This window comes from Nonomuraea sp. NPDC049758 (assembly GCF_040674635.1).
Lineage (GTDB): Bacteria > Actinomycetota > Actinomycetes > Streptosporangiales > Streptosporangiaceae > Nonomuraea.
The window spans coordinates 1-13,335 of sequence record NZ_JBFAMZ010000026.1; the positions used below are offsets into that span (position 1 = coordinate 1).

At 72.4% G+C, this 13,335-nt stretch carries 13 protein-coding genes and 1 pseudogene; 8 read left to right on the forward strand and 6 right to left on the reverse strand.

The genetic code is table 11. The annotated features are described in order from the left end of the window. Positions 1 to 95: 95 nt before the first annotated feature. Positions 96 to 799: pseudogene (locus AB0J46_RS44030) on the forward strand (transposase); the annotation flags it as partial. A gap of 412 nt (positions 800 to 1,211) precedes the next feature. Here AB0J46_RS44030 and AB0J46_RS44035 read toward each other — a convergent pair. After that, positions 1,212 to 2,438, reverse strand: coding sequence for a cytochrome P450 (locus AB0J46_RS44035; RefSeq protein ID WP_364341239.1), 1,227 nt, complete (start codon positions 2,436 to 2,438; stop codon positions 1,212 to 1,214). Between the two features lie 253 nt (positions 2,439 to 2,691). On the opposite strand from AB0J46_RS44035, the gene AB0J46_RS44040 reads away from it, so the two are divergent. Continuing rightward, positions 2,692 to 4,371 carry a hypothetical protein gene (locus AB0J46_RS44040; protein ID WP_364341241.1) on the forward strand — a complete coding sequence of 560 codons (1,680 nt, stop codon included), beginning with the start codon at positions 2,692 to 2,694 and terminating at the stop codon, positions 4,369 to 4,371. Between the two features lie 31 nt (positions 4,372 to 4,402). Here AB0J46_RS44040 and AB0J46_RS44045 read toward each other — a convergent pair whose 3' ends face one another. Together AB0J46_RS44045 and AB0J46_RS44050 are read right to left on the reverse strand one after the other, a co-directional pair. After that, a complete protein-coding gene (locus AB0J46_RS44045; RefSeq protein ID WP_364341243.1) occupies positions 4,403 to 4,891 on the reverse strand; it encodes a class I SAM-dependent methyltransferase in 489 nt (162 codons plus the stop codon). 4 nt (positions 4,892 to 4,895) lie between these two features. Then, the gene (locus AB0J46_RS44050; RefSeq protein ID WP_364341245.1) at positions 4,896 to 5,525 is read right to left on the reverse strand and encodes a TetR/AcrR family transcriptional regulator; all 630 of its coding nucleotides are present in this window, start codon (positions 5,523 to 5,525) and stop codon (positions 4,896 to 4,898) included. 82 nt (positions 5,526 to 5,607) lie between these two features. Between AB0J46_RS44050 and AB0J46_RS44055 the strand changes: the two genes are divergently transcribed. Further along, positions 5,608 to 6,672 carry a DUF2867 domain-containing protein gene (locus AB0J46_RS44055; RefSeq protein ID WP_364341247.1) on the forward strand — a complete coding sequence of 355 codons (1,065 nt, stop codon included), beginning with the start codon at positions 5,608 to 5,610 and terminating at the stop codon, positions 6,670 to 6,672. 37 nt (positions 6,673 to 6,709) lie between these two features. Here the strand turns inward: AB0J46_RS44055 and AB0J46_RS44060 are convergent, their stop codons facing one another. Further along, the gene (locus AB0J46_RS44060; protein WP_364341249.1) at positions 6,710 to 7,135 is read right to left on the reverse strand and encodes a nuclear transport factor 2 family protein; all 426 of its coding nucleotides are present in this window, start codon (positions 7,133 to 7,135) and stop codon (positions 6,710 to 6,712) included. A gap of 129 nt (positions 7,136 to 7,264) precedes the next feature. Here AB0J46_RS44060 and AB0J46_RS44065 point away from each other — a divergent pair, with 129 nt between their 5' ends. From AB0J46_RS44065 to AB0J46_RS44075, 3 genes are all read left to right on the forward strand, one after another. Then, positions 7,265 to 7,762 (forward strand): GyrI-like domain-containing protein, encoded by a 498-nt coding sequence (locus AB0J46_RS44065; protein WP_364341251.1) that lies wholly within the window; start codon positions 7,265 to 7,267, stop codon positions 7,760 to 7,762. A gap of 134 nt (positions 7,763 to 7,896) precedes the next feature. Next, on the forward strand, positions 7,897 to 8,718 hold the full coding sequence (locus AB0J46_RS44070; protein ID WP_364341253.1) for a helix-turn-helix transcriptional regulator: 822 nt from the start codon (positions 7,897 to 7,899) through the stop codon (positions 8,716 to 8,718). A gap of 77 nt (positions 8,719 to 8,795) precedes the next feature. Further along, a complete protein-coding gene (locus tag AB0J46_RS44075; protein ID WP_364341255.1) occupies positions 8,796 to 10,121 on the forward strand; it encodes a serine/threonine-protein kinase in 1,326 nt (441 codons plus the stop codon). 13 nt (positions 10,122 to 10,134) lie between these two features. On the opposite strand, the gene AB0J46_RS44080 is transcribed toward AB0J46_RS44075, so the two are convergent. Further along, the gene (locus AB0J46_RS44080) at positions 10,135 to 10,452 is read right to left on the reverse strand and encodes a hypothetical protein (protein WP_364341257.1); all 318 of its coding nucleotides are present in this window, start codon (positions 10,450 to 10,452) and stop codon (positions 10,135 to 10,137) included. 173 nt (positions 10,453 to 10,625) lie between these two features. Between AB0J46_RS44080 and AB0J46_RS44085 the strand changes: the two genes are divergently transcribed. Both AB0J46_RS44085 and AB0J46_RS44090 read left to right on the forward strand, forming a co-directional pair. Continuing rightward, entirely contained in the window at positions 10,626 to 11,435 is an 810-nt protein-coding gene (locus AB0J46_RS44085; protein ID WP_364341259.1) for an alpha/beta hydrolase, read from the forward strand. A 22-nt stretch (positions 11,436 to 11,457) separates the two neighbouring features. Beyond that, positions 11,458 to 12,363 (forward strand): MerR family transcriptional regulator, encoded by a 906-nt coding sequence (locus AB0J46_RS44090; RefSeq protein ID WP_364341261.1) that lies wholly within the window; start codon positions 11,458 to 11,460, stop codon positions 12,361 to 12,363. Here AB0J46_RS44090 and AB0J46_RS44095 read toward each other — a convergent pair. Continuing rightward, positions 12,247 to 13,281 (reverse strand): alpha/beta hydrolase, encoded by a 1,035-nt coding sequence (locus AB0J46_RS44095; protein WP_364341263.1) that lies wholly within the window; start codon positions 13,279 to 13,281, stop codon positions 12,247 to 12,249. The genes AB0J46_RS44090 and AB0J46_RS44095 overlap by 117 nt on opposite strands. Positions 13,282 to 13,335 lie beyond the last annotated feature (54 nt).

A 13,335-nucleotide genomic window follows, 5' to 3' on the forward strand; every position in this document is an offset into this window, starting at 1 on the left:
CCCGTCGGAAGCCTTTCGCCACCCGCCCATCCAATGGTCATCCAGATCACCGAATGCACGGCTCACCAAGATCGTGCTCAAAAAGCAACAGCCACACCGTGGAACTGGCGATCCCCAAGCTGCGCTCAGGCTCCTCCTTCCCCGACTGGCTGCTGGAGCGCCGCCGCCGCGCCGAGCAGGCGCTGATCAGCGTGGTGGCCACCAGCTACCTGCTCGGGGTCTCGACACGGCGGGTGGACAAGCTGGTCGAGCAGCTCGGCATCAAGCACATCTCCAAAAGCCAGGTCAGCCAGATGGCCAAGATCCTGGACGAGCAGGTCGAAGCCTGCCGCACCCGCGCCTTGGACGCCGGCCCCTGCACCTTCCTCTGGCTGGACGCGCTGACGCAGAAGGTGCGTGAAGGCGGCCGGATCATCAACGTGCACTGCCTGGTCGCGACCGGCGTCAACGCTGATGGGCGGCGGGAGATCCTGGGGCTGGAGGTCACCACCGGCGAGGACGGCGCAGGCTGGCTGTCGTTCCTGCGCAACCTGCTCACCTGCGTGGCCAAGAGCGCACAGCCGTTCGTGGCCACGCTGGTGCGGACCATCTTCGATCAGCCCGACGCCGCCTCGGTGCGCGCTCAGCACGCCTGGGTGCTGGACGCGCTGGAGGCCAAGCATCCAGCCGCCGCACCGACGTGGTGGGTATCTTCCCCGACCGGGCCGCGATCATCCGGCTGGTCGGCGCCGTGCTGGCCGAGCAGAGCGACGAGTGGGTCGAAGCTCGCCGCTACATGGGGTTGGACGTGCCGGCCAAAGCCCGCCTGCGATGCGTCCCTGGCGACACATCCACCCCGGCCTCGATCCCGCGGACACTGACCGCTCAACCTGCAGATACAGGATCACGCGAAGATCGACTCATACACCACATCCGTGGACGCGACCGGCCCGCGCGGCAAGCCGCGGTCAGGTGTCGCTGCCGCCGCGACAGCCACCATCGAGGGCCGCGACGAGCAGGTCCGCACACGGACCCGCGCGCCGCGCCGCTCCGGAACCACAGGCTGCTGATCACCCGCCCGTCGGGAAGGACGCGCCGAGCAGGCCGTCCGTGAGCGTGAACCCGGCCCTGAGCAGGGATCTCCGGCAGGCGACGTTGCTCGCCCACGAGTCTCGAGGCACCGCTGGCAGCTCCGTCCGCTCAGGCGCACCGGATTTGCGGAGCTGGTGCGGTCACCAGGTCACGGGGAGCTCGTACACCCCGTACACCTGGCCGTCGTGCTTGAACGGGATCTTCTCGAACTCGGTGGCCAGGGCGAGGGTGGGGATGCGCCTGTAGAGCGTGCCGTAGGCGACCTGCAGCTCCAGCCGGGCCAGGGGCTGGCCCAGGCACTGGTGGACGCCGAAGCCGAAGGCCACGTGCCGGCGGGCGTCGCGGCGCACGTCCAGTTCGTCCGGGGCGGGGAAGATCTCGGGGTCGCGGTTGCCGATGTCGTTGGCCACGATGATGCCCTCGCCCGCGCGGATGACCTGGCCGCCGATCTCGATGTCCTCCTTGGCCACCCGGCGGCGTCCGCCGTGGGTGATGTTCAGGTAGCGCAGCAGCTCCTCCACCGCGCCCGCGATCAGCGCGGGGTCGTCGCTCCCGCGCAGCACGGCGAGCTGGCCGGGATGGCGGAGCAGCGCGAGGGTGCCGAGGGCGATCATGTTGGCGGTGGTCTCGTGGCCGGCCACGAGCAGCAGCACGCCCATCTGGGCCGCCTCCTGCCTGCTCAGCTCACCGGCCGTGACCCGGGCGGCCACCTGGGACAGCAGGTCGTCTCCGGGGCGGACGAGCTTGTCGCCGACGAGCCCGTCCAGGTACTGCCGCAGCCGCCCGCCCGCGGCCGTCCGGTCCTCGACCGACACGTCCCGCTTGACGATGATCTGACTGTTGTCCTGGAAGAAGCCGTGGTCGGCGTACGGGACGCCGAGCAGCTCGCAGATCACCAGCGACGGCACCGGCAGCGCGAACGCCTCCACCAGGTCCACCGGCCTCGGCCCGGCCAGCAGGTCGTCGATGAGACGGTCGACGATGCGCTGGACGGCCGGGCGCATGGTCTCGACCCGCTTGACGGTGAACGCCCCCTGCACCATGCGGCGCAGCCGGTGGTGCTCGGGGTCGTCCATGAGGATGAAGCTGATCGCGCTGTCGGGCCGGTTGGGCGCCAGGACCGGCAGCGGATAGCCGGGCCTGGTGACGTCGGAGCTGACCTGCGGATGGCTCAGCACCGCCTTCTGCTCGGCGTAGCCGGTGACCAGCCACACGGTGCCGCCGTCGCGCAGCCGTGCCCGGGTCAGCGGCGCGTCCTGCCGGAGCGCCTGCAGGGCCGGCGGCGGGTCGAACGGGCACGCCGCCGCCCTGACGCCGGGGAACTCGGGCAACGTGCCGGACATGTCCTGATCTGGGACGGCCGTCATGACGGTGTTCCTTCCGCTCGCCTGGCCCGGACGGCGCTCATCGACTTCCCGTCTGACGCACCAGCACTCGCCGTTGTCATGTCCAGTAACCGACGCGCGCCCTGGTAAGTCAAGCGCCTGCTTTGCGGAGCTCTGTGATCAAAGTGCTCTGGACGACACCCCGCCAATATGCGAATATGTGTTCGATTATTGAAGATCGTCAACGGAGGCGGGTCCCGTAGTCATGCCGGGACGTCTCCAGAACGGAGTGCCTGTGCGCACATCGACCTCTGCCCGTGCTCCGCTGCCCCGCCGATTAGTCGCGTGGGCCGGGCCCCTGCTCCTGGCGGCGGCCCTGCTCGTCACCCAGACACCCACCGCCGCGACCGCCGCGGACGCCGCGACCGTCTCCGACCTCGGCGTCGCCGGGGAGGGCGGCGACGTGGTGGCGCGCAACAGGAAGGTCTTCGTCGCCGCCGGCGACCGGATCGTGGTCACCTCCACCGACGGCAAGGTCGTCGGCACGATCCCCGGCCTGTCCGGCGCCGTCGCCCTGGCCTCGCCGGAGGACGGCAGGAAGGTGTACGCGGCGCTGCGCGGCTCGAACGAACTGATCGAGATCGACAGCACCACCCTCGCCATCAGCAGGCGCATCGACCTCACCGCGTACCCGTGCCCGTCGAGCCTGGCGCAGGAGTACGACCGGCTGTGGATCGGGTTCGGCTGCGGCGGAGCGGGCGGGGGAGGCGTCCTCGGCCTCGTCACGTCGGCGGCGACCCCCACCCTCGTCCGGGTCGGGCCGGCCACGACCGGTGCCCCGCTCGTCGCCGTCGCCGGGAACACGCTGGTGGCGGGGGAGTCCGGGGTCAGCCCCGCCACGGTCAAGGTGTACGACATCAGCACCACGCCGCCCACGTCGAGCGGCGAGATCCGCGGGGACGCGAACGGCCTGCCGGCCCTGCGTGATCTCGCGCTCGCCGAGCACGGCGCGACGGCGCTGTCGGCGCTGAACGACACCCGCCGGTTCGACGCCTGGGACACGGCGGCCCTGACGCGGGGCCGCGCCTACGACAGCAACAGGTTCGGCGACCAGGGCGTTCCCGTCACCGTCGGGGCCAGCCCGAACGACGCCTACGTCGTGGGCGGCTGGAACTCCCCGGCAGGCGACGCGGCCGAGCTCGTGGTGTACGACGCGACCACCTCGGAGGTCATCTACACGGCCGCCCACCAGGGGAAGACCGTGGTGGCGGGCAGCGTCGAGTTCTACGGCACGGTCACCTTCGCGGTCCTGAAGGAGCCCGGCACCGGCCGCATGCACCTCTGGCGGCTGCCGCCCTCGCCCTACCACTCCTCCACGCTCACCCTGACGGCTCCCGCCAAGGTGACCACGCTCCAGGAGTCGGCCTTCACCGGACGGCTCACGCTGAGCAGCGGACTGCCGCCCGGCGTGCAGACGCTCGAACTGTACCGCTGGCTCCCCGACGGCACCTCCAGGCCGTTCGAGGAGGTCACCACGGCGGCGGACGGGACCTACCAGTTCACCGACACGCCGCCGTCCACCGGGGCGTACAAGTATCAGGTGTACTGGCCGGGCAACTCATGGTTCCGGGGGAGCGGCTCCTCGGTGACCGTCACGGTGGGCCCGTACGAGCCGACGCTCACCGTGACCGGACCGGCGACGGGCCACGTCGGCACGCGCCTCGCGTTCAGCGGCACCTTCGGCGCCGGCGGCATCACCTTCCCGCGGACGACCATCACCGTCTCGCTGCAGGTCGTCGGCCCGGACGGCGCCGTCACCTCGAAGAACGTGGCGAAACTGGTCCCCACCCCCGACGGGACGTTCAGCTTCTCCGACACGCCGGCCGCGGCCGGTGAGCACACCTACACCGTCGACCTGGCGGGCAACTCGGATGTGGGGCCGGCGCGCACCACTCACGTGGTCACCGTCCGCTAGCGGCCCGCGCGACGTCCTGACGCCGGGGGCTTCAGCCGGCTTCCAGGACGAAGAACAGGAAGCACAGGAACCTCGCGCCGGAGATCTCGCGGAGCTCATCGGGGAACAGCCCGCGGGCCTCCGGCGCGTACGGCGGTTCACTGATCACGCTGATGCGGAAGCCCGCCGCGGTGAAGGCTTCGGTCATCGCGTGCAGCGGCCGGTCCCAGAAGCTCAGCCGGCTGGTCTGCCCGCCCATGGTCCACTCCTCGACCCGGTTGCGGGTTCCGAAGTAACCGGGCCTCTCCCCGGCCTTGTGCTGCGTGAGGGTGATGACGAAGGGATGCTCGACCGAGACGAGGAGCCGGCCGCCGGGCCGCAGCACGCGTCGCAGCTCGGCCAGCGCCGGTCCCCAGTCCTCCAGGTAGTGCAGCACCAGCGACGCGATGACGTCGTCGAAGGCGTCGTCGGGGAAGGGCAGCGGGCCGGCCAGGTCGGCGACCCGCAGGTCCGCGGCGCGGTTCTCGGGCATGGTCGTCATGGGGTCATACTGGCCCGCGCGTCCCGGGGGCGCGGAGATGCGGCCCGTCCGCCGGCCCCGGCTGGTCTTCCCTCTTGTCGAGCAGCAGGGCGGCCGCCCGGGTGAGCACCTGCGCCCGGGTGCGGCCGCCGTGGTCGGCGGCCAGGAAGTGTTCGCCGATCGCCACGCAGAAGGCCAGCAGGCTGCGGGCCTCGACCTCCTCGGGGTCGGAGCAGAAGCTGCCGATCATCTCGCGCAGCAGCGCCATGCGCCGGTTGTCCACCCGCCGCAGGCGTTCGGCGACCGCCTCGTCGCGCCTGGCCCAGTCGCGGACGGCGAGGTCGATGGGCAGCAGGCGGTCGTCGGAGAAGGTGAGCACGCCGGCGCGCTGGATCTTGGTGCGCGGGTCGCCGCCCTCGCGTTCGACGCGCTCGATCACCTCGTCGGTGCTCTCCCGTTCCCAGGTGTCCAGCATCGCCTCAAGCAGCGCCTCCCGGTCGGCGAAGTACCCGTAGAACCCGCCCTTGGTGACGCCGAGCCGCTTGGCCAGCGCCTCCACGCGCACCGCGTCGGGGCCGCCGGCGGCCAGCGCTCGCAACCCCTCCTCGATCCACCCCTCCCGTGTCGTACGGACCGCGCCCACAGTGTGTGCCACCTCACTCGGAATACATGTATACGCCACCGTATAACCGTGGTTAACCTCAGTATATACGGCACCGTATAGATAAGGAGGGATCATGAGGCTGGCGAACGCCGCCCACACCGGACGGCCCTGGCGCATCCACGACATCGCCGGAGATTTCGAGCTGGAGGACGTCTGGGTGATCCGCACCCCCGGCGCCGGACGGGAGGACTTCTCGGCCGTGCTCGCCGCGATGCGCGACTCCAGCGGCGGCCCCCTGCCGCTGCGGCTGCTGCTCGCGGCGCGCTGGAAGCTGGGCGCCCTGTTCGGCTGGGACAGGGCGTCGGCGGGCGTCGGAAGGCGCGTCCCGTCGTTGCGCGAGCGCCTGCCCGCCGACCTGCGCCGCGCCCCGCACGACTCCGACGCCGGCCTGGCGCCCTTCTCCCCGGTCTACGTGCTGGACGACGAATGCGCGCTGGAGCTGGCGAACCGCACGGTGCACGCGGTGATGCACCTGGCATGGGCGCCGGCCGCCGGCGGCGGGCACGAGCTGCGCATGGCCGTCCTCGTGCGCCCCAACGGCCTGCTGGGACGGTGCTACATGGCCGCCATCATGCCGTTCCGCCGCACCCTCGTCCTGCCGGCCTTCGTCCGGCGGCTGGAGCGGGCCTGGCGGGAGCGCGACGCGGGCGTCCTGGAGTTCGCCATCGGGACGGGCGGCATCCCGCCGTCCGTCCGCGCGCTGAGCTCCTTGCCCGTCGTCGACTACGCCGACCACTTCGCCCTCGCCGGGGACGCCGTCGCCACCGAGGCCGGGGCGACGGCGGAGCGGTGGGCGCGGGCGATGTTCGGCGACGTGCCCAGCGCGGGGGAACGGTTCATCTGGCGGGGCCTCCTGGGGCTCCGGCTCGCCCGCGGCCGATCGCCCGCCACCGTGGCGGGGTGGCGGATCACCGCGCGTGGCGACGACTGGATCCGGCTGGAGACCGCGTCCTGGTTCCTGACCGCCAACCTCGTCGTCCGGGCGGCGGACGGGCGGGTGTCGCTGACCACCCTGCTGCGCTATGACCGGGGTCTCGGGCGCGTCGTGTGGCCGCCCCTGTCGGCGATCCATCGCCGGCTGGCTCCCGGGCTGCTCCGGGGCGCCGCCGCGCGGATGACCCGCGGCGGCGTCCGGTAGCGCCCGGTCAGGTGCGCCCTGACCGGGGACGGCGTTGTCAGCCGCGCCTGGCGGACGGCCAGCCGTGCCCCCAGCCGCCCTGGACCATGGTCTGGAACGCCCACCCGTCCTCGGTGCGCACCAGCAGGTCGGCGTAGTGCATGCGGTGCTCCTGGCCCTCGATCGTCATCGTCGCCTCGGTCTCCACGACCACCAGGTTCTGGCTGACGAAGCGCGGGGCGCGCGTCGAGCGCAGGTCGAGCCCGGCGGTGCCGCCGCCCATGGACTGCCTCATGGCCTCGACGTACTCGGCCCGCGTCCACTGGCGGACGCTCGCGTGGCCGCCGGGCACGTCGGTGGCCACGTTCATCGGGAAGACCGCCAGGTCGGCGAGCTGCTCGATCGCGCCTTCCTCGGCCAGCGCGTCGTAGGCGGCGAACCAATCGTCGATGTTCTTCAGTTCCTCGGCGCTCGGCTGGTACATGCTGCTCCTCCTCAAGTCGTACAACGTACCGTACAGCATACGGAGATTGGTCGCGCACCGATGTTCAAGCCTCGCCCCGACCGGTTCGGACAGGATGAGACGCGACCTGCCGGCCAGGAAAGGACGACGATGACGCGACAGCCGCACGAGCCGAGGTTCGAGACCCTCCACCGCGATCCCCGGCCCACGGTGAGCATCAGGACGACGATCGCGATCGCCCGCCTGGCGGAGGCCCAGGGCGAAGGGTTCGCGGAACTGTGGAAGTACACCCAGGACTCCGGCGTGCGGGTGGATGGACAGCCCTTCGTCAGGTACCACACCCTCGCGGAGGGCGAGACGGACGTGGAGGTCGGCGTGCCCGTGGCCGGACGTCCGGCTGGCGCGGGACGGGTCGCCGCCGCCGAACTGCCCGGCGGCACGGCCGTCGCCACCTGGCACCTCGGATCGCACGACAGTCTGGGCGAGACCTACGCCCTGCTGGACGCCTGGCTCAGGAAGCACGACCACGAGCCCGACGGCGGGGCCTGGGAGGTATACCACTGGTTCGACCTCGACGCGCGGCCCGATCCGGCGAGCTGGCCGGCCCCGGAGACCTGGCGCACCCAGCTGATCCAGCCGATTCGCTGACGCCGGTCGCCCGCCGTCGGAGCCCCGTCGCCGGCGTCGCGCTCCGCCGGACGATCGCGCCACCGGCCCAGATGTTGCCGAATCGCGATGATCTCGGCGCTGGTGAGGGCGATCGGGCGGCGAGTCTGGATGTCATGTGGCGACAGGAACTCGGCAAGGATCCCGGCTCGGGCGTGTCCGTCCATGACATGCGCACCGGAGGGCAGGTGAAGGGCTGGTCGCCGTGGGCCCCGGACGTCGGCCACGCCGTGGTGCTGATGCGGATGGGCGGCTTCCGCCGGCACGCGTCGGGGCAGGACTCCTTCCTCGACGCCGCCGGCGGCTACGTGACCAGCGAAGGGCTGGAGGAGCGCTTCGCCTATCCGTCGGCGGGCGAGATCCGCTACACCTGGATCGCGTTGACCCCTGACGCCTACGACGAGCACGTTGCGGGCGTCCAGGGCGCCTCGGGCTGGATGCTGGCGATCAGCGCCCTGCTCGACCTGCGCCATCGTGAGCTGCTGTCCGCCTGCAGGAAGGGCGCTGACCCCCTGGAGGTGGGTGAACGGGTGCGGAGCCTGCTGGCGGCTCTCCCGCCCCGGACCGAGCGGCCCGGCCCCGGCGCGCCGCCCACGACGCGGGTGATCCACCGCCGCATGGCCCTCGCCGTGCAGGAAGCGCTCTCCTGCGGTCATCTCAACGACGGAGCCGAGGACCTGGCGCGGCTGGTCGGCGCCTCGCCCAAGCACGTCGGCAGGATCTTCCGCCACGTCACCGGCCGCACGATCAGCGAGTACCGCAACGAACTGAGGGTGCGGGCCGTGCTGGAGCACCTGGCCGACGGCGGCGCCCAGCTGGCCGAGCTGGCCACCATGTACGGCTTCGCCGACCACGCGCACCTGACCCGTACGGTCCGCAAGCACCTCGCCGAGACGCCCAGCGCCCTGCGCGCCCGCCTCGACCCCGGCGAACTCTGATCGTCATGTGACCCGCCGGCCACCCCGTCCGGTGGCTATTGTGATCATCGTCATACAGGGCAAGAGGGCGGATGGTCATGACATCGGCGCAGCCTGGTCACCTCGTCGGCGGACGTTACCGGCTGGTCGCCCTTCTTGGCACCGGCGGGTTCGGGCAGGTCTGGCGCGCCCACGACCAGATCCTGGACGTCAACGTGGCGATCAAGGAACTGCGCCTGCCGCCCGGCCTGCCGCAGGCGGAGCAGGACAGGCGGCTGGAGCGCACCGCACGCGAGGCGCGCAACGCCGTCCGGCTCCGGGCGCACGAGAACGTCGTCGCCGTCCACGACATCGTCCAGGACGGGCTGCCCTGGATCGTGATGGAGCTGGTCGAGGGCCGGTCACTGCAGGAGCACCTCGACACGCACGGGCCGTTGCCGGTGGACCGCGCCGCACAGTTGGCCGCCGGGCTGCTGGCGGCGCTCGGCGCGGCGCACCGGGCCGGCATCGTGCACCGCGACGTCAAGCCGGCCAACGTCATGCTCTCCGCGGACGGCAAAGTGCTGCTCACCGACTTCGGCATCGCCGTCCACACCGCCGACACCGCCCTGACGACCGCCGGGATGCTCGTCGGCTCACCCGAGTACACGGCCCCCGAACGGTTGCGCGGCACCGACGGGCTCCCGGCCAGTGACCTGTTCTCCCTCGGCGTGACCCTCTACCAGGCCGTCGAGGGCGTCTCGCCGTTCCGCCGCGACACCCAGCCGGCCACGCTGACCGCCGTCCTGCTGGCGGAGCCTCCGCCGCCACGCCGGGCGGGCCGGCTCGCGCCGCTCATCACCCGGCTGCTCGACAAGGATCCGCACGGCAGGCCGACCGCCGAGGAGGCGCCGGCCCTGCTCGGCGAGCAGCAGCCGGGCCGGGTCGATGCCGGGGACCGCACCAAGGTTCTGCCGCCCGCCGAGGTCCCCGGGCTGGGGTGGCAGCGCAGGGCCGTCACGGTGACGACGGCGGCCGTCGCCGTACTGGCGGTGCTCGGCCTCACGAAGGTGCTCGGCCTCGTCGAAGCCGACGACCCCTGGGATTACATGAGCTCGCTGGTGACGGGACACCGTTGGGGCGCCGCCCTGGCCGCCGTCCTCGTCCTGGACGCCGGTCTGGCCGGCCTGCTGTGCGCCCGGGTCGCCCGGTTCCTGAGGCCGCTCGCCGGTACGACCGTCGCGGTCGCCGGGGGCGCCGCCGGGTTCCTCGCCGGGGCCGGCGCCGTGGCGCTCGCCTTCGACGGCATCGCCGTGTTCCTGGCCATGGCCGACGTCGGGCGTGGCGACCGCATCTGGGTGATCCCGTTGATCGTGATCACGTCCGTCCTGGTGCTCACGGCCGGTTGGGCCTGGGAGTCGAGGCGCCGGGCACACCCGTCGTAGGGGCGCCCGCCGGTCAGCGGGGCCGGCTGAGGGCGGCCTCGGCCAGATCCGTCCACTGCTCGGCCGAGGAGTGCGGCACGACCACCCAGTCCTTGACCACCCTGCCCTCGCCCGAGGGATCGAACAGGCACGCCCCGGCCAGCTCCAGCGCGGCCGCGTGCTCAGAGGTGTCCCTGACCAGCCGGAACACCATCGCACCGTCACGCTGCAGGCTGGCGAACACCTTGCCCGCCTGATCCTTGAGCGCCGGCCTCCCCATCATCCTGGAGACCCGCACCCCCAGGTCGGCCAGCTCGGCGCCGACCTGCAGGAAATCCTCTTCCGCGCTCATCGTCAGTCGGCCCCAGACTCCATGGCGGCGCGGGCCGAGCGGCTCGGCTCCCGCACTCCGGCAGAAACGGCGATCAGGCTAGCAGGATCATGCCGAACCGGGAGAACCCGCGCCCCCGGGCCGCGATCCGGCGCTCTTCCCCTGACGCAGGGTCAATGTCCCAGCATGGGGGCATGACCTCTCCGACCAGTACGAACCGCCCGCCGTCCGGCGAGCTGACCGCCCACCACGACGGCCTCACGATCCCGCTGTCCCGCGGCGGACGGGGCCGCCCGCTGGTGCTGTGCCCCGGGCTGAACTCGACCCAGGCCGACCTCGGCGAGCTGATCGAGCTGCTGCGGCGCGACCACGACGTGGTGACCTTCGACCTGCGCGGCCACGGCCGCACCCCGGCCGCGGACCGGTACTCCTTCGAGGCGTTCCTCGGCGACCTGGACGCCGTGATGGCCCGGGTGGGCCGGCTCGGCCTCGGCGAGCCCCCCGTGCTCGTGGGGTACTCGCTGGGGGCCGACCTGGCCGTGCACCACGCCGCCCGGCATCCCGGGAGCGTCGCCGGGCTCGTCCTGATCGACGGGGCGAACCCGGTGCCCGAGCCGTTCCTCACCGAGGACGTCCTGCCGCAGTTCCGCGCGATGTGGGCGGAACTGGCCGCGCAGCAGCGGAGCCGGCGCGGCACCCCGCGCCAGGTGCTGCTCACCGCGCGGCAGATCCTCGACCTGAACGTCGAGATCGACGCGGTCCGGTCGGACATCCTGTCCCGGTACGGCATGATCGACCGGCCGATCAGCATGATCATGTCGACCTCGATGGCGGGCGAGGGCGGCGGCCCCGCCGCGCGGTTCAACCGTAACTGGCGGGCCGGGATCGAGCGGCTCGTCCGGCGACGGCCGCGCATCGCCACGACGTGGCTCGACGCCGACCACGGGCTGGTCTTCACGCACGCCACCGAGATCGCCCGGATCATCCGGAAGGCGGCTTCTTGACGACCTCTGGAAGGCTGGTCTCATGCTGACCATCGGCGAACTGGCCTCGTACGCGGGGGTGACCGTGCGGGCGGTGCGGCACTACCACGCCAAGGGACTGCTGCCGGAGCCCGAGCGCGACCGCCACGGTTACCGCAGGTACGACGCCGCCGCCGCGGTCGAGCTGATCAGGATCCGGACCCTCGCCGAGGCCGGGGTGCCGCTCGCGCGGGTGCGGGAGCTGCTGCGGGCCGGCGAGGAGGAGTTCGCCGCCGCGCTCGCCGACATCGACCGGCGGCTGCGCGCGGAGATCCGGCGGCAGCAGCGCCACCGGGCGCGGATCGCCCGGCTGGCCGCCGGGGACGGCCTGGCGCTGCCGCCTGAGGTGGTCGGGTACCTCGACCGGCTGCGGGCACTCGGCGTGGACGACCACATCGTCCAGGCCGAACGCGACGGCTGGATCCTGCTGGCCGCGCACTCGCCCGGACGCGTGCCGGAGTGGATGGCCCGCAAACGCGAGCAGCTCGACGACCCGGACTTCGTCGGCTTCTTCCGCAACCTGGGCCAGGCCCTCACCCGGTCCGCCGACGACCCTCGGCTGGAGGAGCTGGCCGATGAGCTGGCCGCCTGCCTCACGCGGCTGACCGGCGAGCGGGACGAGGGCTATGTCGACGACCTCGACGTGGAGCCGCAGTTCGTCCGGTTGATGGACGCCCTGGCGTTCGACGCCGTCCCGCCCGCCCGCCGGCTGATCGAGCTGCTGCGCCGGCGGGGCTGGACCGGCTGGAGCAGGCTGGAGCGGGTGGACCCGCCGTCCTGGTCGCCGGCCGGGTCAGCCGTCGAGGAACCGCTCCAGCTCAGCGGTGACGAAACCGGGGTTCTCCTCGACGAGCCAGTGCCCGGCGCGCGGGACGTCCACCGCGCGGACGATCCTGGTCAGGCGCGGTGACACCGTGGCCCGGATCGCGTCGAGCTGCCCCTGGGCGGTCATGAGCAGCGCCGGGACGCGTACCGGCGCCGCCGCCGTCGTGTCGCGCACGTCCTGGTCCAGGGCGCGGTAGAGCTCGAAGCCGCCCGACAGGGCCTGCGGCCGGCTGTAGGTGCGGGCGTACTCGGTGATCTCGGCGTCGGTGAACGGGGACCGCTGCGAGGTGCCGCCGAACGCCGTTCCTCCGTAGGAGACCTGGGGGTAGAACAGCGCCAGGTACTCGCGGACGTCGTCGCCCACCACCGCCTCGGGCACCCGGCGCTGGGAGTGGAAGGCGATGTGCCAGCTCAGCGACCGGTACGTGGCCGCGTCGACGGCCGGGCCGGGCAGCGGCAGGTCCAGGTAGCCGAGGCGGGCGGTGTCGGCGGGGAACCGGCTCGCGTACTGGAACGCCACCGCGGCGCCGAAGTCGTGGCCGACGACGGCGGCGTCCCTGATCCCGAGCCGCCCGGCGATCAGCTGGTGCACGTACCGCGCCAGCGTGGCCTTGTCGTAGCCGGTGGGCGAGCCTTCGCTGTCGCCCAGCCCCGGCAGGTCCACGGCGTAGATGGTGTGGTGCCGGGCCAGGTCCGGCATGATCGGCCACCAGCCGTACCAGGTCTGGGGCCAGCCGTGGATCAGCACCACCGGCGTGCCGGTCCCGCCCTTCACGTAGTGCATGCGCACGCCGTCCACGTCGGCGAACTCGTGCCGGAACGTCGTGCCGAAGCGCGGGTCGTCCTGGGTGGCGGTGGTGTAGGAGGCGGCGGGCGGGGGAGGGGCGGCGGGCGTCGAACAGGCCGTGGCGCCGAGCGGGAGCAGGAGGGCGAGCGCGACGGTCGCCGCCGTGCGCGCGGATCGGGCGAGGCGGCCGGGCGACGGCCGTGGAGCGGTGGTCATGTGGTCCTGTCCTGAGGGGAGTGGCGGGGTCGACGGCCGGTGCTGCCGTCGATC

Excerpts from the sequence above, each read along its gene's own strand:
- AB0J46_RS44080 (WP_364341257.1), bottom strand. The coding sequence starts at position 10,452 with ATGAGCGCGGAAGAGGATTTCCTGCAGGTCGGCGCCGAGCTGGCCGAC.
- AB0J46_RS44060 (WP_364341249.1), bottom strand. The coding sequence starts at position 7,135 with ATGTACCAGCCGAGCGCCGAGGAACTGAAGAACATCGACGATTGGTTC.
- AB0J46_RS44095 (WP_364341263.1), bottom strand. The coding sequence starts at position 13,281 with ATGACCACCGCTCCACGGCCGTCGCCCGGCCGCCTCGCCCGATCCGCG.
- AB0J46_RS44045 (WP_364341243.1), bottom strand. The coding sequence starts at position 4,891 with ATGACGACCATGCCCGAGAACCGCGCCGCGGACCTGCGGGTCGCCGAC.
- AB0J46_RS44070 (WP_364341253.1), top strand. The coding sequence starts at position 7,897 with ATGTGGCGACAGGAACTCGGCAAGGATCCCGGCTCGGGCGTGTCCGTC.
- AB0J46_RS44065 (WP_364341251.1), top strand. The coding sequence starts at position 7,265 with ATGACGCGACAGCCGCACGAGCCGAGGTTCGAGACCCTCCACCGCGAT.
- AB0J46_RS44035 (WP_364341239.1), bottom strand. The coding sequence starts at position 2,438 with ATGACGGCCGTCCCAGATCAGGACATGTCCGGCACGTTGCCCGAGTTC.
- AB0J46_RS44075 (WP_364341255.1), top strand. The coding sequence starts at position 8,796 with ATGACATCGGCGCAGCCTGGTCACCTCGTCGGCGGACGTTACCGGCTG.
- AB0J46_RS44085 (WP_364341259.1), top strand. The coding sequence starts at position 10,626 with ATGACCTCTCCGACCAGTACGAACCGCCCGCCGTCCGGCGAGCTGACC.
- AB0J46_RS44090 (WP_364341261.1), top strand. The coding sequence starts at position 11,458 with ATGCTGACCATCGGCGAACTGGCCTCGTACGCGGGGGTGACCGTGCGG.
- AB0J46_RS44055 (WP_364341247.1), top strand. The coding sequence starts at position 5,608 with ATGAGGCTGGCGAACGCCGCCCACACCGGACGGCCCTGGCGCATCCAC.